The 21,119-nt window shown below is 39.6% G+C and carries 16 protein-coding genes; 14 read left to right on the top strand and 2 right to left on the bottom strand.

Annotation, left to right across the window (positions count from 1 at the left end):
* Positions 1-20 precede the first annotated feature (20 nt).
* From ACT3IB_RS13960 to ACT3IB_RS13945, 4 genes are all read left to right on the top strand, one after another.
* Complete coding sequence (locus tag ACT3IB_RS13960) at positions 21-1,184, top strand: hypothetical protein (RefSeq protein ID WP_491539642.1); 1,164 nt, start codon at positions 21-23, stop codon at positions 1,182-1,184.
* Positions 1,185-1,369: 185 nt separating this feature from the next.
* Complete coding sequence (locus ACT3IB_RS13955) at positions 1,370-2,392, top strand: sugar-transfer associated ATP-grasp domain-containing protein (RefSeq protein ID WP_491539641.1); 1,023 nt, start codon at positions 1,370-1,372, stop codon at positions 2,390-2,392.
* The gene (locus ACT3IB_RS13950; protein ID WP_491539640.1) at positions 2,382-2,990 is read left to right on the top strand and encodes a sugar transferase; all 609 of its coding nucleotides are present in this window, start codon (positions 2,382-2,384) and stop codon (positions 2,988-2,990) included. Before ACT3IB_RS13955 ends, ACT3IB_RS13950 begins: the two co-directional genes overlap by 11 nt.
* Positions 2,990-3,652 carry a NeuD/PglB/VioB family sugar acetyltransferase gene (locus ACT3IB_RS13945; protein ID WP_491539639.1) on the top strand — a complete coding sequence of 221 codons (663 nt, stop codon included), beginning with the start codon at positions 2,990-2,992 and terminating at the stop codon, positions 3,650-3,652. Before ACT3IB_RS13950 ends, ACT3IB_RS13945 begins: the two co-directional genes overlap by 1 nt.
* A gap of 120 nt (positions 3,653-3,772) precedes the next feature.
* On the opposite strand, the gene ACT3IB_RS13940 is transcribed toward ACT3IB_RS13945, so the two are convergent.
* Both ACT3IB_RS13940 and ACT3IB_RS13935 read right to left on the bottom strand, forming a co-directional pair.
* The gene (locus tag ACT3IB_RS13940; protein WP_491539638.1) at positions 3,773-4,582 is read right to left on the bottom strand and encodes a P-loop NTPase fold protein; all 810 of its coding nucleotides are present in this window, start codon (positions 4,580-4,582) and stop codon (positions 3,773-3,775) included.
* Positions 4,583-4,779: 197 nt separating this feature from the next.
* Positions 4,780-5,511 (bottom strand): outer membrane beta-barrel protein, encoded by a 732-nt coding sequence (locus tag ACT3IB_RS13935; RefSeq protein WP_491539637.1) that lies wholly within the window; start codon positions 5,509-5,511, stop codon positions 4,780-4,782.
* 502 nt (positions 5,512-6,013) lie between these two features.
* On the opposite strand from ACT3IB_RS13935, the gene ACT3IB_RS13930 reads away from it, so the two are divergent.
* From ACT3IB_RS13930 to ACT3IB_RS13885, 10 genes are all read left to right on the top strand, one after another.
* The gene (locus tag ACT3IB_RS13930; RefSeq protein WP_491539636.1) at positions 6,014-7,252 is read left to right on the top strand and encodes a DegT/DnrJ/EryC1/StrS family aminotransferase; all 1,239 of its coding nucleotides are present in this window, start codon (positions 6,014-6,016) and stop codon (positions 7,250-7,252) included.
* Positions 7,253-7,566: 314 nt separating this feature from the next.
* Positions 7,567-9,453 (top strand): polysaccharide biosynthesis protein, encoded by a 1,887-nt coding sequence (locus ACT3IB_RS13925; RefSeq protein WP_491539635.1) that lies wholly within the window; start codon positions 7,567-7,569, stop codon positions 9,451-9,453.
* A gap of 58 nt (positions 9,454-9,511) precedes the next feature.
* The gene (locus ACT3IB_RS13920) at positions 9,512-11,845 is read left to right on the top strand and encodes a GumC family protein (RefSeq protein ID WP_491539634.1); all 2,334 of its coding nucleotides are present in this window, start codon (positions 9,512-9,514) and stop codon (positions 11,843-11,845) included.
* Positions 11,846-11,983: 138 nt separating this feature from the next.
* Positions 11,984-12,430, top strand: a complete 447-nt coding sequence (locus ACT3IB_RS13915) for a hypothetical protein (RefSeq protein ID WP_491539633.1) — start codon at positions 11,984-11,986, stop codon at positions 12,428-12,430.
* A 40-nt stretch (positions 12,431-12,470) separates the two neighbouring features.
* Positions 12,471-14,267: an ABC transporter ATP-binding protein gene (locus ACT3IB_RS13910; RefSeq protein ID WP_491539632.1), complete on the top strand. Its 1,797-nt coding sequence runs from the start codon at positions 12,471-12,473 to the stop codon at positions 14,265-14,267.
* A gap of 248 nt (positions 14,268-14,515) precedes the next feature.
* Entirely contained in the window at positions 14,516-15,316 is an 801-nt protein-coding gene (gene rfbF / locus ACT3IB_RS13905; RefSeq protein ID WP_491539631.1) for a glucose-1-phosphate cytidylyltransferase, read from the top strand.
* The gene (gene lhgO, locus ACT3IB_RS13900) at positions 15,309-16,520 is read left to right on the top strand and encodes an L-2-hydroxyglutarate oxidase (protein ID WP_491539630.1); all 1,212 of its coding nucleotides are present in this window, start codon (positions 15,309-15,311) and stop codon (positions 16,518-16,520) included. Before rfbF ends, lhgO begins: the two co-directional genes overlap by 8 nt.
* Positions 16,521-16,547: 27 nt before the next feature.
* Complete coding sequence (locus ACT3IB_RS13895; RefSeq protein WP_491539629.1) at positions 16,548-17,852, top strand: NAD(P)H-dependent oxidoreductase; 1,305 nt, start codon at positions 16,548-16,550, stop codon at positions 17,850-17,852.
* Positions 17,853-17,891: 39 nt separating this feature from the next.
* Positions 17,892-20,687 carry an amino acid adenylation domain-containing protein gene (locus tag ACT3IB_RS13890; RefSeq protein ID WP_491539628.1) on the top strand — a complete coding sequence of 932 codons (2,796 nt, stop codon included), beginning with the start codon at positions 17,892-17,894 and terminating at the stop codon, positions 20,685-20,687.
* A complete protein-coding gene (locus ACT3IB_RS13885) occupies positions 20,680-21,069 on the top strand; it encodes a glycosyltransferase family protein (RefSeq protein ID WP_491539627.1) in 390 nt (129 codons plus the stop codon). The genes ACT3IB_RS13890 and ACT3IB_RS13885 overlap by 8 nt, the downstream gene beginning before the upstream one ends.
* The last annotated feature ends 50 nt before the right edge of the window (positions 21,070-21,119 follow it).

Here is a 21,119-nt window from a genome sequence, read left to right as displayed (position 1 = left end):
TACATAGCTGAAGAATTTTTATGATAAAAAACTTTAAAAATAACTTCCTTTTAAACGCGAAAAACCTGTTCGGTTGGCGAGCCAATCGAAAGATTGTGGTATTTGCGGTCGATGACTATGGGAACGTTCGGTTACATTCAAAAGAAGCCCGGGAGGAACTAGACACAGAAGGCTATCCGGCAGAAAATCGGTTTGATGCTTTTGATACTCTGGAGACCCAAGGAGACCTTGAAATGTTGTACGATACACTACAGTCAGTTGAGGACAAAAATGGCAGAAATGCTGTTTTTACCCCTCTTGCTGTACCATGCAATATCAATTTTGAGAAGCTTTCCGAGACTGAATACCAGGAATACCATTATGAATTACTGCCTGAAACATTTGGAAAACTGAGTGCTATCGACCCTGGTAATTATGAAGGTACTTGGGACTTTTGGCAACAGGGGATGGAAGAAGGATTGATCAAACCCCAGTTTCATGGGCGTGAGCATCTGAACCTTAAGGTATTTGAAGAAAAACTCAGAGCCCAAGATCACGAGTTACTGACATACCTAAAAAATAGGTCATTTGGTGCGATATCTGAAAGCGGATACAATACCATTTCGCCTATGGGGGCTTTTGAGTTTTGGGATTATGAAGAGAACGAGCGTTTACAAAGTATTATTGAAGATGGGCTTGACCAGTTTGAGAATGTTTTTGGTTATCGCGCTACGAATTTTACTCCCCCTGTATATAATTTTCACCCGGTTTTAAACTCAACATTGAAAAGAAATGGAATTCGATTTATCGATACCGCTCTAACAGTAAATGAGCATCAGGGTAAGGGAAGTTACAAGCGAAAATTTAACTTTACAGGTAAAGAAACGGCTGAAGGCTTGCAGTTGATCGTCCGGAACATAGTGTTTGAACCTAGTGAGGATCGTGGAATCAACTGGCCGGCCTATGCAATGAAACAGATTGAGGCCGCTTTTCGATGGAATCGTCCTGCGGTTATCAGTTCTCACCGGGTTAATTTTTGTGGTCATATCGATGAAAAAAACAGGCAAAAAGGGATTAACGCTTTGAGAGAGTTATTAAAAAAAATTGTCCAGCGATGGCCTGATGTGGAGTTTAGGGCAGCTAACGAATTGGGGGATATAATATCAGATAGTAAAAAAATAGGATCAGCTAGCCTACAGTATTGAGTATTTTTTACTTGCCAGAGTGAATAAACGTACCATCTGCAATACTTTTATTGATAAAAGCTTTCAAAAAAAGTGGTTTTTAAATAAGTGAAAGGGATAAAATTTCTATAGTGGGCTAATTTCAATGTTGGCATAGCAATTGTAACTGTATGTGTGGAATCTATTTGTTAATTGAACCACACAGCATGAAGGCAAAACGAAGCGTATATCTGGGTTACTATCTAAAACAGTTAGACCGCCAGAAATTCAATCATTTTCTCGAGTTTGCGTCCAGTGAAACGGGGTTATCGAAATCAGCCATTATCCGAGATATAATCCACTCTGTTTTTGAATACAATATTTCTATCCTTGAATATTTTCAATTTCGATTTTTTGAATTAGATCACCGGCAGCGGAGTGAATGGGCGGGCACCGGCTATATGTATGAGTACCAGCTGGTGATGAATCCCCCAGACCATCGACAGATTCTTGATGACAAAACCCTTTTTTATAAGCACTACGGCGATTTTGTGGTTCACGCTGTTGCTGATGTAACTGATCTCAAAAACTATCCCCAAAAAGCGGAAAGATTACTGAATAATACATCCGGCAAATTGGTGTTTAAGCAGTCGGATGGGAAATGTGGTGCCCAGGTTGAAATCAAGGATTGTAGTGCGTTTGACCGAGCTGGGATGATTGCCTTTATGGAGAAAGGGAATTACGGATTGGTTGAGGAGTTTATTATTCAGCATCCGGATATAAATCGTCTTTCGCCATCAGCAGTCAATACGGTCCGTATTATAACGCAAATTAACGATCAGGGACAGGTAGATATATTAGGTTGCCGATTACGGATTTCAGTTGATTCACCTGTTGATAATATGGCGGCGGGAAATCTTGCCGCTCCGATTGATGAGGATACAGGATTGGTGAGCGGACCGGGTGTATACAGTGATATCACAAAAATTGATCAGAAAGTTCATCCTGTTACCAGAGTACAAATACCGGGCTTTCAAGTTCCTTTTTGGAAAGAAACGCTAGAAATGGTGAAAGAGGCAGCATTAAGGCATCCACAAAACAGATCTATTGGATGGGATGTAGTAATCACCGAAAAGGGACCGGGATTAATTGAAGGCAATCATGATTGGTGTAAATTGTTATGGCAGCTTCCGGTTAAAAGGGGTTTAAAATCTATGTTAACCGATTATGCCTATACTTATGGTTTATAAACGTTATATAAAACGGATTATGGACATCATGGGCACAATAGTGGTATTTGTGCTGATATCACCCATTTTTTTGATGATCTCGCTGGTCTTGTTTATTCAAAATAAGGGCAAGGTATTTTATTATCAGCATCGTATCGGATACAAGGAAAGGGATTTTGAGGTTGTTAAGTTTAAGACGATGACTGATGAAAAAGATCAGGAGGGAAATCTATTGCCTGATGTGGAACGTATCACTCGTTTTGGAGAGTGGATAAGAAACTTGTCGCTGGATGAGTTACCACAGTTGATTAATGTAGTAAAGGGGGATATGAGCTTGATTGGACCTCGTCCACTGCTACCCAAATATTTGCCGCTTTATTCTGAGCGCCAGCATCGTCGGCATGTTGTAAAGCCGGGCATTACCGGTTGGGCCCAAGTGAATGGACGAAATTCAATAAGTTGGACGCAAAAGTTTGAGCATGACCTCTATTATGTTGAGCATCTCTCATTTCTGCTAGATGTTAAAATTATTGGACTCACGATCTTGAAAGTAGTACAACGTGAAGGAGTCAATCAATCTGATGTTCGCCCTATGCAACCATTTGATGGAACAAACTAATGAATAAAGAACTTTATATTATCGGAGCTGGAAGTGTCGGTGGTCATATTGCTAATAATATTAATGAATACTCCGATGATTTTATTGTGGCAGGTTTTTTTGATGATAATTATGAAAAAGTAGGAACTTTGCAGTTTGGTATTGAAATATTGGGTACGGTTAATGATGCTTTGGAGCTTAAGGGCGCTTGTATTTGCATTGGAATTGCTTTTCCAAAAATTAAGCGAAAGATCTTTGAGCTTTTATCTGCAAATCCCACACTGAAATTCCCAAACCTAGTACATCAAAAAGCATGGATATCATATGGTGTATCGATGGGAAAGGGATGCATTATTTATCCTGGCACTACAATTAATTATGGATCAAGCATTGATGATTTTGTATGTATCAACATGAACTGTTCCTTAGGGCATCATACTGATGTTGGATGCTATTCTAGTTTTGCACCAGGGGTAAATACAGGTGGATATACTAAGTTAGCGGAAGGTGTGGATATGGGTATTGGTGCTTCAACGTTGCCTAAAGTGTGCATTGGAAGGAATAGTATTGTAGGAGGCCAGGCAATGGTCATTAAGGATGTGCCAGCAAGTTCAACAGCAGTAGGAGTACCAGCAAAGAATATTTCAACATCTTCAACAATTCTAAGTAATCCTGAAATCTGATATTATAACTATTCCTTTTATTAAAATTGCGATTGATGAAAAGTGATTAGATCTCAATAGTTTTGACGAGATAAATTAAAATGACCAAAAGAAATTATCTACGCCACTATTGAATCCATTTTAGGCGTGTTCAAGACGGTAAAGTTGCTTGATAGTTGAATTTTTGGTAACAAATTGTTGTAGCTTTGCCAGATCTGATGTAGTGACATGGTCTGTCAGATTAATTTCAAAAATCGGGATGCCTAACATCTTAATAAAACCGAAATTGACTCTCGCAATTTTATGAGTATAAGCGACCAATTCTTCCAGCTGACCTTTATTTAGGTTGTTATGAATGGTGCTAATACTCCCTGTAAGTGCCAACCTGTTTTTGATACGCTCAATATTATCAGCTATACCTAAAGTGCAGTAAATAACAGCATTAGGTAAGGTGTTTGGGGTTATATTATTAGGATGAATTTGATCGAGCCCGTGATGATTTTTTAAAGGTCCTTCAGCAAAAAGTACTGTTTTGGCATACCCGAATGTTTCTAACACGAATAATTTTTTAAGAGCTTGTATGTGCCAGTTTAAAAAGCTGCATTTATTTATTGGTGAAATGTCAAGGCTCAATGTTTGAATAGCTTGTAATTGGGCCTCTACCAGATATTCATACTTTTTTTGTATTGCACCGGCAATTTGAGGGACAAGTTCTTTTAGAATGGTATTGCTGATACCAAGTCTTTTAAAGTTAGTAAAATTAACTTTATTGATTAGATAGAGGAGTTTGCTTTTTGAGTTATTAAGTTGATTCCAGTCAAGAGTATCAATGATATTGTAGGTTGCCTCTACATACGTATTCCATTCATTCGTATGCCTTGAATCAGCAAGAGTATTGAGGAGTGTTGTTTTACCAACACCCGGTGGACCAATCAGCTCGATATAGTTCATTATAATAATTGACGAGTTAGAAACTTTTCAATCAAGTGTAAAGGTATATACTCTACTTAGATCGAAAAGTTCTTCGAAAATATTGGGACTACTCGCTGTCTGTGGAAATAGATCTTATGATCTAAGGGAAGGAGAAAAGTTAATGGCTGAACGAACTGTGCTTTAAATCTATTACTTTTAGAGTCTACCGCTGTTTTTTATAACAGTAAATAAACTGAAAAAGTAATGGCCATATTTTGATGCTTGAAGAATGGTTTTTCAGGATCATCAGCAGAATCTATAACAGAAAACTGGGCTCGGGTTTCAAATCCTAGCTTACGATAATGACCATGCTCAAATCCCAATCCAAAAACAGCCCCTGCGTCGTATTCGGAGTATTGAGCTATAACATCATTAGCAAAGTCACCTTCAAATGCGATGCCGATTGGGGCGCCGGTGTTTGTTCCTTCAAACTGGGCATCCAATAAATATGCCCCAAATATACCACCACTTAAATGAAAGGTCGTTTTAGGTTTTTTGCGTCCGTATGTGGTGTGCTCTTTTGGTGCTGTCGTGAGTTGGAGTAACAATGGAAGCTGAATATAGGTGAGTGATGTTCGACTATCTGTTTGAAACTCCGTGCCCCGAAGTGTAAAGGTATCATCATATTTGGCCCCGAGCAGAATTAGTGACGGCTCTGCTTGCAGTCGCAGTTTTCGTGAAAGCTTAGTCCGGGTTATAAATCCAACGTTGTATCCTACTGCAACATTAGGTTTCAGTTCCAAATTGATGTCATCTTCGATATACCAAAAATTGTGGAGGTGTGAGCTTACCGAGATTCCTGCGGTTAGTCCCCAATCAAAAGATTGTGCTTTTGTTGTATTAATAATTCCTGATGCAACAAAAAATGCCAGGAATGTGAGAATGGGTTGAATTCGAATATTACGCATTATTTTTTTCAGAATTAGGATGCCTGTTACTTTTTTAAATACACATTGCGCTCAAACGGATTCAATAATTTTCCGTTAGGTGCTTTTTCAGTTCTCATAAACTGGCAAGCTATTTGGATATAAAATCATGCAAGAATGGGTCCAAAACTAATTAATGCTGATGTATTTTTAATGTATCATCCATAGAGATTTGTATTGAACTGTTATCAAATGACAGTAGCTTAATCTTATGATAAAATGAGGGAGAGATGTTTGCGATAGGTAAAACAAGTGAATTCACAAGTAAATATTACTCACCCATTTGCATAAAAGTAACACCTTGAGTTCTTGGAGCTAATGTTTAATCCTCATTGGATTCACTTATTTGGTAATAGCTGAGGCCGTGCTAGGTCTTATCGTGGGATACCTACTTATAGGATATTGAGTTGGCATAACTATTGTATCACTGTAAATCACATTACAACAATTGGTGGTATACCGATGAGTTTTTATCCGGTGATATATGAATAAGGCCAACCCTCGAATTTATCTTTCCTCTCCACATATGGGTGGTGATGAGCTGAATTATATCCATGAAGCATTTGCAAAAAACTGGATCGCCCCGCTGGGTGCCAATGTAGATGGATTTGAGAAAGACTTACAGGATTATACCGGAAGAGAGCATTCTGCTGTTCTAACATCCGGTACTGCTGCTCTACACTTGGCTCTTATCTTGTGCGGTGTAAAAACGGGCGATGAGGTGATTTGTCAGTCGATGACATTTGCAGCTTCGGCCAATCCGATTTTATACCAAGGGGCAACGCCGGTTTTTGTGGATTCGGAACCTGAAACCTGGAATATGGATCCGCAATTATTAGAGAAAGCAATAAGGGATCGCATCCAGAAGAAAGGGAGGCCTAAGGCAATTATCGTTGTCCATTTGTATGGAATGCCGGCAAAGATGGATGCTATTTTAAAGATCTCTGAGAAATATGATATTCCTGTAATCGAAGATGCTGCTGAAGCCCTGGGTTCATCAATGGCTGGACAGCAATGTGGTACTTTTGGACTACTTTCGGTGCTTTCGTTTAATGGTAATAAAATTATTACTACTTCCGGCGGCGGGGCTTTGTTAGGAGATCGGCAAGATCTAATACAAAAGGCTCGGTTTTTAGCTACGCAGGCTCGCGATGATGCTCCCCACTATCAGCACTCTGAGCTGGGTTTCAATTACCGAATGAGTAACATTTCTGCAGGAATCGGGCGGGGACAGATGAAAGTTTTAGAAGATAGAATTTCAGCCCGCAGAAAGAATCATGAGTTTTATTTTGATGAGTTGGGAAAAACGTGGTTGAATGCTACTGATCTGAAGTTCCAAGATGAGAAAGCATTTCAGTCTTCAACCTTTGAATTAAGATCTGAGTCCACGACCGGTATTTATTTCTTGAAAGAACCAAAGGGGTATTTTAGTAATCGATGGTTGACAACTATTCTTATTAACCCTGCAGAAACCGGGGGGATAACTAATGATGATATACGCCGTAAATTAGAAAGAAAAAATATTGAAACACGTCCGCTTTGGAAGCCCATGCATTTACAACCTCTCTACTCTGATTATCCTTTTTATGGACAGGGTGTTTCAGATATGCTTTTCAACTATGGACTTTGTTTACCGTCGGGCAGTAACCTCACAGATACTGATAAGGAAAAAGTATCGGCTGCAATAAGAGAAGCATTAAAGGCAAAGCAAGCACTTACATAGCCTATTAGCCAGTTAATGTTTTTATTACGATCAATCAGTCGCGTAACATTTACCCGATTCCAGATAAAAAATAACACATTCTGTACTTGAGCTGATATTTCAATGCGTATTTATCAATAATTATTCTAGGCATAGAAATGCTGAATAAGTAATTAAAAGGTCGGTTGTAGTATTTGAAGAAAATATAGAAGAGAGTTTAGCCCGCCGCATACGAATTGGCATAACTATTGTAACAGTTATTATTCGAAGATACATCATAGAGTTAAAATGGGGTATGTATGCATATTGAATTGAGTGAAAACAAGCCAAAGTATATGAATAAGTATACAAGAGGGATATTTCTTTTTCTGGGGGACGCGTTTGCACTGGCGCTTTCATCTGCGTTGGTCTATGGATTGCTGATGCCATTTATTGCTGCAGAAAAACCATTTCCGATTGAACACACCCTTATCATAATTGGATCGGTGTTGGCAGGATTGATGATTTTTCGCATGTATATGGTCAACTGGAGATATACAAGTTTAAATGATCTGGGGAGAATTATATTAGGAATTACGCTGGGGGGCGGTCTTTCATTTGGGTTATCTGAATTTGTAGTTGATATGGGAAGTTATGAGGCTACGTTCACAACTTTGGTATTAAGTAATAGCGTTTTAACAATAAGTGGTTTTCGAATTAGCAAGCGGATGTACTTGGGACTGATTAAATCCCAAAACAAGAAAAATAAACATGCAATTATTTTCGGGGGTGAGAGCGAAGGGGAACAAATACTTCGTGATATACTGACGAATGACAATTGGAATTTATCGGTGTATGGGATTTTTGATGATCGCGTAATACGCGGGCTGATGCTGCACGGTGTTCGCGTAATGGGGGGTAAGAATGAAATGATCGAATACATAAAAACCTATCCCGTGGATCAACTGATTGTAGCCTTTCCACAATATCCCAAAAAAGATCTCAAAGAAATTATTGATAGGGTTAAGAGTATCCGACCCCAGATGGACATTAAGGTCTTGCCGTCCTTTCACTCACTGACGGATAATCCCGTGGGATTCGAACATGTTCGTGAAATTAGTATCGAAGATATTTTGGGCCGTGAGCCGGTGACTATTGATTTGCAGTCGATTAAGGCTAGTATAACTGATAAGACGGTGCTGGTAACAGGGGGAGGAGGATCTATCGGCAGTGAATTGGTGCGACAGTGCGCCAATCTAAAACCGGCTACACTTATAGCTTTGGATATTGACGAGACAGAGCTTTTCCATATTGAAAATGAATTTAAAAATAGGGATGCCAACGTCATTCCCTGTGTAGCAAGTATCACAGATAGCAAGAAAATTGATAAGGTACTTGAGCGGTACCGACCTGATGTCATTTTTCACGCTGCTGCATATAAGCACGTGCCAATGATGGAGAGTTTTCCCGGGGAGGCCATTAAGGTTAATATCGGTGGAACTCGGCTGTTGGCTTCGCTGGCATGCAAACATGAAGTGGATAAATTTGTGATGGTATCAACGGATAAAGCGGTGAATCCGGCAAACGTGATGGGAGCGACCAAACGTGTTGCAGAAGAAATTTGCATGGCTTATAACGGAACGTGCATCACAAAATTCATTTCAGTTCGATTTGGGAATGTATTGGGATCAAGAGGATCGGTTGTACCATTATTTATCAATCAAATTAAAAGTGGGGGGCCGGTTACTATCACCGATGCTGAGATGATGCGATACTTTATGACTATTCCGGAGGCCGTATTACTGGTAATGCAGGCCGGGTCAATGGGTAAAGGAGGTGAAGTGTTTGTACTTGATATGGGAGAGCCGGTTAAAATATTGGACATGGCTAAAGAGCTTATTCGCTTGCATGGACTTGAGCCCTACCGGGATATCCCGATAAAGATTACGGGATTACGACCGGGAGAAAAGCTTTTCGAAGAATTATTAAATGCTGAGGAGGGCGTAATCGAAACGGAGCATGAGGAGATTTTCAAGGCGATTTGCAGCAGGAAGTTGTCAGCTACAATGCTTGAAAAACGAATTATTCAATTATTTAATCTGCTCGAAACGGATAACCATGATTCTGTTCGTACGCTATTGAAATCGATAGTTCCAACATATGCTCATACAAAGTCAGAAAAGGTTAAGGCTGTTAATGGAATTCATAAAATAAAAGAAGCCGATGAATCTTTAATCGGCTGATTTGTAAGGAATAACCCAATATGGTATTAAACAAAGTAAGTAAAATAAGGTCATAGCGATGTCCGATTCACTTCAAAAATTTAACAGTGAAACTCGTAATGAGTTAACCAAGTTCGAATATATACCTCACTTTCCCTCTAATTCGGAAAACAATAGTCTTGATCCCAAGAAAATCATAGCTATTCTCTTACGCTATAAATGGCTGGTATTGTTTTTTCTGATTGCCGGTGGTACCGGAGCTTGGTTTTATGCTGATACGATAGAACCGGTGTATGAAAGCAGAGGATTATTAATGATTAGCTCAAATGGCGGAAACGAAGAACTTTCTCAAACTATTACACAGGCAACAGGATATGGCACAAGTTCAACACTCGAAAATGAACTTCAGGTCCTTCAATCCCGGACTTTTTCTGAGCAAGTAGCTCAAAAATTACTATCTGATCTTCCGGAGAAAGTTTATGAATTGCCCATATTTTGGGCAACAGAAGAGGATGGCGAAAGCTATAGAGTTGGAGAAGCAACAGTTGCTTCCAGGATTAAAAGGAATCTCACCTTCAAACTTCCAGAAAAAGAATCAGATGTAGTTGCCGTTAGTTTTCAAAGCACTTCGCCTCGTGAAGCTTCTATTATTACGAATCTTGCGATGCAGAATTATGTCGAAAATTCAACAAGGCTGAATCGCCAAGCTGCGACATCAACTGCTCAGTTTTTGGAGAAAGAGAAAGCTGAAGTAAAGAAAAAACTTGATGAGTCGGAAAGAAAGCTGGAAGAGTTCATGGATAAAACAGGAATTGTTAAAGTTAATGAGCAGACCACAGGGATGGTTCAACAGCAATCAGATGTTGCGCTTGAACTGCAACGATCTAAGTTAGATTTACAAACGGTTGAACAAACGATCGAAAATCTTGAAAAGCAGCTTGAACGGATAAAACCCGGTCTTGCTGATCAATTCTCGGATGCTATAGGTCCAAAGATTCGTAATTCGCAGGAAGATTTGGCACGCTATGAAAGAGAGCGAACACTGATCATTACTAAGAATCCCGGCGTTTTAGAGAGAACTCCGGTACCAGCTCGACTTCAATATCTGGATAAGCAAATTGATCGACTAAAAAATGAAATTCAAGAACTTTCTGATCAGCTATTTACTGAAGACGATGAGTATATGGGTATGGATAGTGAAGATCGAGCACAGATTGTCTCGGATTTGCAAAGCCGTTTAGTACAATTGCGAATTGAAAAAAATCAATTGGATTCGAAAATTGATGCTTTAAGTCAGTTTGAGAAGGAGATGGCCGCCAATATAAATTCACTACCCGAGGGTATTGTGGAGCTGGCGAAACTACAGCGTGATGTAAAAATAAATGAAGACCTTTATATCAATATTTCTAGGAAATATGCTGATATGTCGGTTTGGAAGCAGACCCAGTTTGGGTTTGGACGAGTTATTGATCCCGGTGAAACTCCAATTATACCGGTAAGTCCCAATAAAAAGATATTACTATTGCTGGGTATTATGTTAGGTGGGTTGGTTTCGGCCGGTTTCATTTTTATCAACGAGTTCCGTGATAATACAGTGAATAACATTGGTGAACTAAAAACAATGTATATGCCGTCTATTACTGTTATACCCACTTTCGACAAAATATCGAGAAAAAAGAGAAAGTATTTCTCTGTGGGGGAAGGTAAAATTCCGGCCGAGCTGGTTTTATTCCAGGATCGATTGAGTATTTCCTCCGAAGCTATTAGGCGACTTAAAAATAATATTATCTATCAGTATGGCGATAAGCCACCTAAAACGGTTGCAGTTACGAGTGCAGAAAAAGGGGATGGTAAATCAACGATAGTTGCTAATATGGGGGTTGCTTTTGCTGAAGATGGATACAAAACGTTATTGATTGGCGCGGATTTCCGCCGACCCAAGTTGGGGAAATATCTGGGACTTGCTGCTAAGAAGGGATTGTCTGAATACCTGGACGGACAACTTTCGTTTGAGGATTTGATACAGGATACCGATGAAGAGAATCTTAAAGTTATAGTCGCAGGTGATAATACACAGACGCCAGAAGTTTTAGGGAGTAGCATGTTATTTAAGCAGCTACTGAGGAAGATGGAGGATGTTTTTGATGTTATTATTTTAGATACGCCTCCTTTTGGTATTATCAGCGATTCTACGGCCATTCTGAAATATGCTGAATCGACAGTAGTTGTGGCAAAATATCGAAAAACTAACCGTGGAATGCTCCTGCGCACATTAGAAGAGTTGGAAAATATTAAGGCTAATGTCACAGGTGTAGTGTTAAATGATTTTGATTATCGTAAGGAAACCAGCAATTACTATGGGGCCGGCTATTATCAATCCCTGTACACCAACTATGAAACCTATGTGAAATAAGTGTTAATGAAGTTCAAACAGTTGTCAATATATCAGAGATAATTAATTGTGTTCAGGAAAATCATGAAAATAAAAAGTATTTACATTATCGTTCTTTTCTCAGTTGTGTTTTTGCATCCAATAAAAGCATATGCACAAATGGAAGAAGGTACAGGTGACCGATTTATCCGTGTTGCAGAGATTGGCGAATTGGCTGATTCGGTAAATGTTTGGGGAGATGTGGGCAGTTCGGGGCGATATATTGTGCCGGAGCGGACCACTATCCCTGAGTTACTGTCATTTAGTTTTGGATTTTCACAGTTGCGTGGAAATGATGCAAATATCGATTGGGCAAAAACACAGATTGAAGTCAAAGTGTCCCGATATAATGAAGAAAGAAAACGGATAGATGTAGCTCTTTTTCGCTATCGATATCATGACCCGGAACCGGTAGAAATGTTTGAATTCGATTTGCAAAATAATGATATCGTAACCGTTCAAGTAAGGCGTCGTCCCGCATTTACAGATTACGTGGGGGTAGTCGCACCGGTAGTAGGTGTTGTAGCTACTTCGTTGTTGCTGATTGAAAATTTGCGAGGCAATTGATAATGACTAAAAATAAACTCTTAACCAGTGGTGGGCCAAGGTGTTAATAACATTAAAAAAATTATTTTACATCCTACCGAAGGGTGATGTTTTAAAACTCTTTGTATTGTTTGTGCTTATGTTGGTAGCTGCAGCTCTTGAAGTGGCCGGTATTGGGATGATTCCTGCTTTTGTGGCAATTGTTGCAGATCCCGAACGCGTATTGTCGGTGCAGTGGTTGCAGCCGCTTATCGAGATGCTAAATATCTCAAACGCTCAGGATCTGCTGATTTGGGGGTCGGCGGCATTGGTAGGTATTTTTATCATTAAGAGTATTTATATCATAACATTTAATTATTTTGAAGCTCGCTTCATATTCAATCGGCGGTACACCATTAGTTTTCGATTGATGCGTTCATACATGCAGGCACCTTATACCTTTCATCTCCAAAGAAATACGGCCGAGCTGCTTCGAAATATCAGTCAAGAAATCAACGTGCTGATTAATAATGTAGTTACTAATATTTTGATGATGGGGCGTGAGGGGGTAATGACAGTAGCCATTTTAACTTTTCTTTTTACTGTTGAACCGCTTATCACTCTGTTGGTTATTTCGCTTTCGGGCTTTGGGGCAGGTACTTTTATCCTGTTAAATAAGAAAAAGATGAAGGAGTACGGAGAGGAAGAACAGGAGCGCCGTACAGAAATGATTAAAGCCGTTAATCAGGGTTTGGGGGGTATTAAAGAAGCGCGCGTCTTAAACCGAGAAAGTGAATTTATTGAAAAGTTCCGTATCGAAGCCTTTAAGAGTACTCGCTTGATGGCCTATTTGCGATTTATTCAGCAAATACCCCGCCCGGTAGTAGAAACGACAGCAGTAGTAGGGATGTTGATGATCGCTGTTCTATTGGTATGGCAGGATCGTCCAATGGGAGCAATTATACCAATACTTACGCTTTTTGCTATGGCCACTGTGCGCTTGATGCCCTCTGTACAGCAGCTGGTAACCATGTATACAAGGTTGCGATATAATATTGTTTCGCTTGATCCTGTATACGATGATCTCAAAGAATTAGCTAAATACAATACCCAATTTATGAAAGATCGGGAAAAGAAAAATCAGCTGCAGCTAAATGACCGCATTGAAATTAATAATGTAAGTTATCACTATCCCGGTAGTGAAGTTCAGGCGTTGAAAAATATCTCGCTGACAGTACCCAAAGGTAAGGCCGTAGGTTTTGTGGGTTCATCCGGTGCTGGAAAAACAACAGTTGTAGATCTTATTCTTGGATTGCTCGAACCTGACAAAGGAGAGATTTTATTAGATGGTACCGACATACAGCAAAATCTATCTGCCTGGCAGAAGACACTTGGATATATACCGCAGTCTATTTATTTGGCGGATGAAACATTGCGTTCCAATATCGCTTTTGGAATTCCCAAAGATGAAATTGATGAGCAAAAAGTATGGAATGCCATAAAATTGGCTCAGCTTGAGACTTTAATCAACCGCATGCCCAATGGGTTGGATACGATTATTGGTGAAAATGGTACGAGGCTTTCGGGAGGACAGCGTCAGCGAGTTGGAATAGCGAGGGCTCTTTATCACGATCCGGAAGTATTGGTAATGGACGAGGCGACATCAGCTCTGGATAATATAACTGAAAAACAGATTACCAGTGCTATAGAATCGTTAAAGGGAGAGCGTACGTTAATCATGATTGCTCACCGACTGACTACTGTTAAAAATTGTGATGTGCTTTACTTCATGGAGAATGGAAAGATCATTGAGCAGGGTACTTACGATGACTTAGTTCACTCAAATGTACATTTTAGAGAGATGGCCCTTGAGGTATAAAACGAATTAAGTAATTTTTTTTCGGGTAAGCTTTTTAAGTCAAGGTGTAATATTTACTCGTTCGGGTTTGTAAAAAAATAACATCCGGTACTTAAGGTGGGTTTATCAGAGCATAGGCGTAGATAAAATTTAGCATCTGCTATGTGGCATATTTTTTGAGTAAATAAAAAATACTATTTATCAGTTGAGTGAGTTGGGTTAAGTGATAGTTGGATGGCAACAAGATCAATTTGAAAAGGGAGTATAATATGAAAGCAGTGCTATTAGCAGGTGGGTTTGGAACAAGGCTAAGCGAAGAGACAAGTGTTCGCCCAAAACCCATGGTTGAGATCGGGGGGAAGCCTATTTTATGGCATATTTTAAAAATCTATTCTCACTATGGGATAAATGATTTTATCATTTGTTGTGGGTATAAAGGATATGTTATTAAAGAATATTTCTCGAATTATTTTCTACATCGGTCAGATGTCTCATTTGATATAAGAAAAAATGAGATGAAAGTGCTGCAAAATGATGTGGAACCGTGGACCATAACCCTGGTTGATACAGGAAATGGTACCATGACGGGAGGTCGACTAAAACGAGTTAAAGAATTAATAGGAAATGAAACGTTTTGCCTTACCTATGGCGATGGTGTAAGTGATGTAAATATCACCAACTTGATAGACTTTCATGAAAGTCATAAACATATAGCAACCGTTACCGCCGTACAGCCTACCGGACGTTTTGGGGCATTCCGCTTGGAATCAGAGGAATACAAAATTCCATCATTCAGAGAGAAGCCTAAGCGGGATGACACTTGGATTAATGGGGGCTTTTTTGTGTTGGAACCATCGGTCTTTGATTTTATTGCCGGAGACGAAACTGTTTTTGAGCGGGAACCAATGGAGCAGCTTGCCCAAAGTGGAGAATTATGTGCTTTCCGCCACGACTCGTTTTGGGAGTGTATGGATACGCTTCGAGATAAAAATTATCTCGAGGATTTGTGGAGTTCTGATGATTGCCCGTGGAATATCTGGGAACGTACACCGGAGAAAATGTATGTATAATTATATCATTGTAGGAAGTGGAATTGTTGGACTTGCAACAGCATATGCTTTAAAAAAAACTGCATCAGAGGCATCCGTTCTTATTCTTGAAAAAGAAGATCGTCCTGCTGCTCATCAAACAGGTAGAAATAGCGGTGTAATCCATTCCGGGGTATATTATAAACCCGGCAGTAAAAAAGCCGAACTTTGTACGCGCGGCAGTAGTCGAATGATGGACTTCTGTGGGATTTATAATGTGCCATTTGAACAATGCGGGAAAGTGATAGTAGCAACGGATGAATCCGAACTGTCCTACCTTGATGAATTGGAAGAAAGGGGAAAGGCCAATGGATTATATGTACGAAAGATAACCCAAGGTGAGCTCAAAGAAATTGAGCCGTTTGTAAATGGGATTGCTGCCTTACATGTCCCTGAAGCAGGTATTGTTAACTATAAAAACGTGGCGGAAAAACTGGTTGAATTGCTCAAAAAGCAAGGAGTGGAAATTATATTTAACCAGGAAGTTTGTTCTTTTGATTCAAAAGACACAAGATGTACCGTTGAAACTCTGAATCACACATTTGTAAGTGAATATGTAATTAATTGTGCTGGTTTATATAGTGATACACTGGCAAAAAGTGTAGGGGCTGAAATAGAGCATCGGATAGTTCCATTCCGCGGAGAGTACTATGAGTTAGTCAAAGAACGGCGACATTTAGTGAAGAATCTTATATATCCCGTTCCAAATCCTAACTTTCCATTCTTAGGCGTACACTTTACTAGAATGATTGACGGGAGTATTCATGCTGGTCCGAATGCAGTTTTGAGTCTTAAAAAAGAAGGGTATTCAAAATTCGCCTTTAATGCTACAGAAGCCTGGCAATCGTTGAGCTACAAAGGATTTTGGAAACTTGTAGGTCAACATTGGAAAGAAGGATTTCGTGAGCTATACCGTTCAATGTCCAAAGCACAATTTGTTAAAAGCTTGCAGAAGCTGATTCCTGAAGTTCGTGTTGAAGACTTAATTCCTTCTGATTCCGGAGTAAGAGCACAGGCCTTAAATCCTGATGGCAGTTTAGTGGATGATTTCCTGATTACATGTCATGGAAGAACCATTCATGTTTGTAATGCGCCATCGCCGGCAGCGACATCGTCTCTTGAGATAGGGGATCAAATAGCAAAGTATGTCATGAAACATAAATCCAAAAAGGTTGCAGTCGTGTAATTAAATGATTGAGGAAATCTATAACCGATGATTATTGTCGATAAGAAGCTGGAAGAACTTGAAAAGGAGGGGACTCCCATCCGGGTTGCCATGGTTGGGGCCGGATTTTTTGCTCAGGGAGTGGCGCTGCAGTTTGAGACAGTTGCAAAAGGGATGCAACTAGTAGCTATTGCCAACAGGACGATTTCGAATGCCGTTAAAGTATATCGAGAAGCAGGGGTAGAAGAAGTCACAAGGGTATCATCCCAAGAAGAATTGGATACGGCTATTTCCCGGAGACATAAATGCGTGACCGAAGATCCTTTTTTGATATGCCACTCAAATGAAATTGATCTAGTTATTGAGGCTACGGGTAACATTTCATTTGGGGCAGAAGTAGTTCTTGAGGCTATCAAGAACAGAAAACATGTAATTGTTAATGCTGAATTGGATGGTACGGCGGGCCCAATTTTGAAGATATATGCAGATCAAAATGAGGTTATTTATACTGACATTGATGGAGACCAACCGGGAGTGATTATGAATCTCTATCGATTCCTTGAGGGAGCTGGAATAAAGCCCGTGTTGTGTGGGAATATCAAAGGATTGCATGATCCGTATCGAACTCCTAAAACACAGGAAGCCTTTGCTAAAAAATGGGGACAAAACCCGCCAATGGTAACCTCCTTTGCGGATGGAGGAAAAATTTCCTTTGAGCAGGCTGTTGTAGCCAATGCTACTGGTATGCAAGTAGGAAAAAGGGGAATGTATGGCCCAACGGTCCCCTCCCAAACACCTATAGAAGAAGCCATTAAAGCCTATCCGGATGAAGCATTTACGGTGAATGGTGGAATCGTGGATTATATTGTAGGGGCTTCGCCCGGTCCGGGGATATTTATTGTTGGAACTTGTGATCATCCGTTGCAACAGCACTATTTAAAACTCTATAAAATGGGAGAGGGGCCATTGTACTGTTTTAATAGGCCTTTTCATTTATGTCACTTTGAGGTCCCCAATACGGTTGCGCGTGCAGTGTTATTTAATGATGCTACCATTGCTCCCCAAGGGGCGCCAACAGTAGAAGTGGTTGCGGTAGCAAAAAAGAATTTGAGTACTGGAGTTCAACTTGATGGCATCGGATATTATATGACATATGGAATTTGCGAAAATGCCGCGGTGGTCGAGCAAGAACAGTTGTTACCCTTGGGTATCGCTGAAGGTTGTATACTTAAAAGGGATATTCAAAAAGATGAAATATTAACATACAACGACGTAGTGATATCTGAGGGTAGAGTAATCGATAAGCTTATAAAAGAGCAGAGAGCATATTTTGGAGTAACAAAAAGTGTATAGAAAAGTTAGATTTGAAGTAGTAATAATTGGGAGAGAAAGATGGACACCGATGCATTGAATGGGATGGAACATCATAAAGGAGAGAGGTTTTCAACGACACTCTTTGAGACTGTAAATGAGTGGTTAAACAATGGATTTACTTACTACAATGATGCGATCGCACTGGAGTTTGGTCAGCAGAGAATGACCTATGGAGCGTTAAATTCATTGTCGAATAAAGTTGCAAACTATCTTGTCAAACAAGGGATAAAGCAAGGTGATCGTGTTGGGATCTGCCTCGATAGGTCATCGGAGATGATCGCATCAATAATTGGGATATTAAAATCCGGAGCGGCCTATGTACCCTTAGACGCAAATTATCCTATTGAGCGTTTGAGAATGATGAGTGAAGATGCTGGGCTAAGCTTACTTATTATACACCAAGAGTATAAAGATCGATTTAACGAGAAGCTGGATTATATTGTACGGTGGGAAAGTATTGAACAGGTGCTTGAGCCCCATTCTCCATTATTTGAGTCCCCCAAAATTAATGGGGAAGACGTAGCGTATGTTATTTTTACATCCGGATCTACCGGTAGACCCAAAGGCATAGAGATGCCACATCGGGCATTGGCTAATCTTATTAGCTGGCAAATCGAGCGATCATATTTTAAGCTAGAAGCCAGAGTTTTACAATATTCTAGTATAAGTTTTGATGTTTCATTTCAAGAGATTGCTACAACCTTTGCGTCCGGTGGAACCCTGATAATGGTAAAAGATAGTGATAGACGAGATCCAAGGATATTGTTAGAAATAATGAAGGATCACCAGATAGAGCGTCTTTTTATTCCTTTTGTGGCCCTCCGAAGTTTAGTTGAAGTCGCAAATACGTTGCATAAATATCCTGATTCTCTAATGGAGGTAATTACTGCTGGAGAACAACTACGGGTAGACGAAGGTCTCAGATCATTCTTTAAAAAAATACCAGAGGCAATACTTGATAACCAATATGGTCCCTCTGAAACTCATGTTATTTCAGCATATTTATTAGATGAGGCCCCCTCCAAATGGCCTGATTTACCTCCCATAGGCAAATCCTTAAAAAATAATAGGATATATATTTTTGATAAAAACTTGGAGTGTGTTGCGAAAGGAGAACGTGGCGAATTATATCTTGCCGGTAAAAACTTAGCTCATGGATACATTGGCAGAGATGATTTGACGGAAAAAGCCTTTATTAAGAACCCCATTAACGTACCGGACTATCCCGTACTGTACAAGACAGGTGATTTAGGTTTTTATAATGAACAGGGAGATATTGAGTTTCTTGGGCGTGTCGATCATCAGATAAAAATACGAGGACATCGGGTAGAACCAGGAGAAATAGATACCATTGGGGCAACCTATCCGGGAATTGCTCAATGTATTACCCATGCAATGCAAGATAATAATGGTCGTAATCAACTTGTTACTTATTATCTTTCTAAACGTGAAGGCAAGATAAATGAGGAAAGATTTAAAGCCTTTTTGGGTAATAACTTGCCGACATATATGATCCCCTCCTTTGTTGTTGAGATTAGGGAAATACCTTACACGCCCAGCGGAAAGATTGATTTAAAATCCTTGCCGACCCCCCGCTTACATGATGAGAAAGAGTTAACGGATGTGGTTTATAAAACCAAAACTGAGGCAAGATTAGCCCAAATATGGGCTCAATTACTTGGTGTGGAAAATATCTCACGTCATGCTGATTTTTTTGAGTTAGGTGGTGATTCGCTCAATGCCGTGACTCTTTTTTTAAAAATTGATGAACACTTTGGGAAAGATTTGCCACTTTCAACACTTGCCAGAGAATCCACATTAGCAGGACTTGCAGAATTAATAACAAGTGCCCATGTAAAGGATAATAGTCGAAAATTTAGATCGCTTCAATTTATTCAAAAGGGGAGTAGTGAAAAGATCCCACTATTTATGGTTCACGGCGGAGCAGGAAATGTGCTAATGTTTTTTGAGTTAGCTCAATCATTTCCCCCGGATCAGTCAGTCTATGGGTTTCAATGGCCCGGATGGGATGGTTTTAAAGGCATTGATGATATTGTGGAAATGGCTAAATTTTATAAAGATGAGCTTAGGCAAGTGCATCCGAATGGTCCCTATCGTTTAGGAGGATATTGCATAGGTGGTACTATCGCAATAGAAATTGCGGAACTCCTAAAAAAGGAAGGGGAAGAAGTAATTGATCCCATTCTGGTTGTAGACGCCCCAAATATTTATTCGAGGCACTTTCATTCGGGTTATCCGGAATTTTCGCAAGAAAATCGAGAAGCTTTTGAACGCCTAAAATTAAAGCTGGCTTCCCACCTTCCCATAAAACAAACCTTGGAACACTCAAATGATGATCAGGGTGACGAAATAGCAAAGGATCCGTCGGAGAGAAGATATCCTTTGTTAGCAAAGTATTTACCTTTTTATTTTAAGTTGGGTAAATGGTATTTGACCCTTGAAAGGTTTTTAAAAGAAAAAGTACAAAAACTGAGAATCTGGAGTCGGATTAAATTCTCGTTAAAAATATCGGTAAATGACCGTAGGAGATATTGTCAGCTTACTCAAATTGCAGCTGTTAAGAAGTATAAAAAAAGAATTTATGAAGGGGATATTCTTTATTTGAAATCGGAGGTTCTCCATGGAAGAAATCTTTCTATCGAAGGTTGGTGGAATGATCTGTTTTTTGGATTTGGAGAGTTATGTTCTGGTCGATTTGAAACTCATATTATTGATAAGGGGCACAATGATGTACTCAAAAGCCCGATTGCACATCAAATTATTAAAGACAAAATGCTGAGAGTCAATGAATAGCCAAAAAGAAATAGTTGGGTTAATACCTGCTGCAGGGTTTGCAAGTCGAATTGCTTCACACTTAACTTGTAGTAAAGAGGTACATCCCATATCACTGGGTGATGGAAAAATGAGAGTCGCTTCGTCATTTCTTTTAGAAAGTTTTCAAGAAACGACAGCTACGAAATCATATATCATCCTGAGAAAAGGCAAGTGGGATATTCCTGAAAATCTTTTGGATGGTCGGGCTGCAGGGGTACCACTGGCTTATATTGTTAGCGAATCTACGAGAGGGGTCCCATATACCTTGGATAAAGCATATCCATTTATTAATGATAATATCATACTATTAGGATTTCCGGATATTATTTTTGAACGAGAGTGTAAATCTAACTCTGTCTAGGTTGGTAATTTAAAATCTACTAACTTAGACAAATCATGACACAAAAAGAA

Source organism: Fodinibius sp. GM21 (genome assembly GCF_058386955.1).
Note: the sequence above shows the minus strand (reverse complement) of the source record. Positions and strands in the feature narration are given on the sequence as shown.

Excerpts from the sequence above, each read along its gene's own strand:
- ACT3IB_RS13920 (WP_491539634.1), top strand. The coding sequence starts at position 9,512 with ATGTCCGATTCACTTCAAAAATTTAACAGTGAAACTCGTAATGAGTTA.
- ACT3IB_RS13930 (WP_491539636.1), top strand. The coding sequence starts at position 6,014 with ATGAATAAGGCCAACCCTCGAATTTATCTTTCCTCTCCACATATGGGT.
- lhgO (WP_491539630.1), top strand. The coding sequence starts at position 15,309 with ATGTATAATTATATCATTGTAGGAAGTGGAATTGTTGGACTTGCAACA.
- rfbF (WP_491539631.1), top strand. The coding sequence starts at position 14,516 with ATGAAAGCAGTGCTATTAGCAGGTGGGTTTGGAACAAGGCTAAGCGAA.
- ACT3IB_RS13950 (WP_491539640.1), top strand. The coding sequence starts at position 2,382 with ATGGTTTATAAACGTTATATAAAACGGATTATGGACATCATGGGCACA.
- ACT3IB_RS13925 (WP_491539635.1), top strand. The coding sequence starts at position 7,567 with ATGAATAAGTATACAAGAGGGATATTTCTTTTTCTGGGGGACGCGTTT.
- ACT3IB_RS13945 (WP_491539639.1), top strand. The coding sequence starts at position 2,990 with ATGAATAAAGAACTTTATATTATCGGAGCTGGAAGTGTCGGTGGTCAT.
- ACT3IB_RS13895 (WP_491539629.1), top strand. The coding sequence starts at position 16,548 with ATGATTATTGTCGATAAGAAGCTGGAAGAACTTGAAAAGGAGGGGACT.
- ACT3IB_RS13890 (WP_491539628.1), top strand. The coding sequence starts at position 17,892 with ATGGACACCGATGCATTGAATGGGATGGAACATCATAAAGGAGAGAGG.
- ACT3IB_RS13940 (WP_491539638.1), bottom strand. The coding sequence starts at position 4,582 with ATGAACTATATCGAGCTGATTGGTCCACCGGGTGTTGGTAAAACAACA.
- ACT3IB_RS13955 (WP_491539641.1), top strand. The coding sequence starts at position 1,370 with ATGAAGGCAAAACGAAGCGTATATCTGGGTTACTATCTAAAACAGTTA.
- ACT3IB_RS13935 (WP_491539637.1), bottom strand. The coding sequence starts at position 5,511 with ATGCGTAATATTCGAATTCAACCCATTCTCACATTCCTGGCATTTTTT.
- ACT3IB_RS13960 (WP_491539642.1), top strand. The coding sequence starts at position 21 with ATGATAAAAAACTTTAAAAATAACTTCCTTTTAAACGCGAAAAACCTG.
- ACT3IB_RS13885 (WP_491539627.1), top strand. The coding sequence starts at position 20,680 with ATGAATAGCCAAAAAGAAATAGTTGGGTTAATACCTGCTGCAGGGTTT.
- ACT3IB_RS13915 (WP_491539633.1), top strand. The coding sequence starts at position 11,984 with ATGGAAGAAGGTACAGGTGACCGATTTATCCGTGTTGCAGAGATTGGC.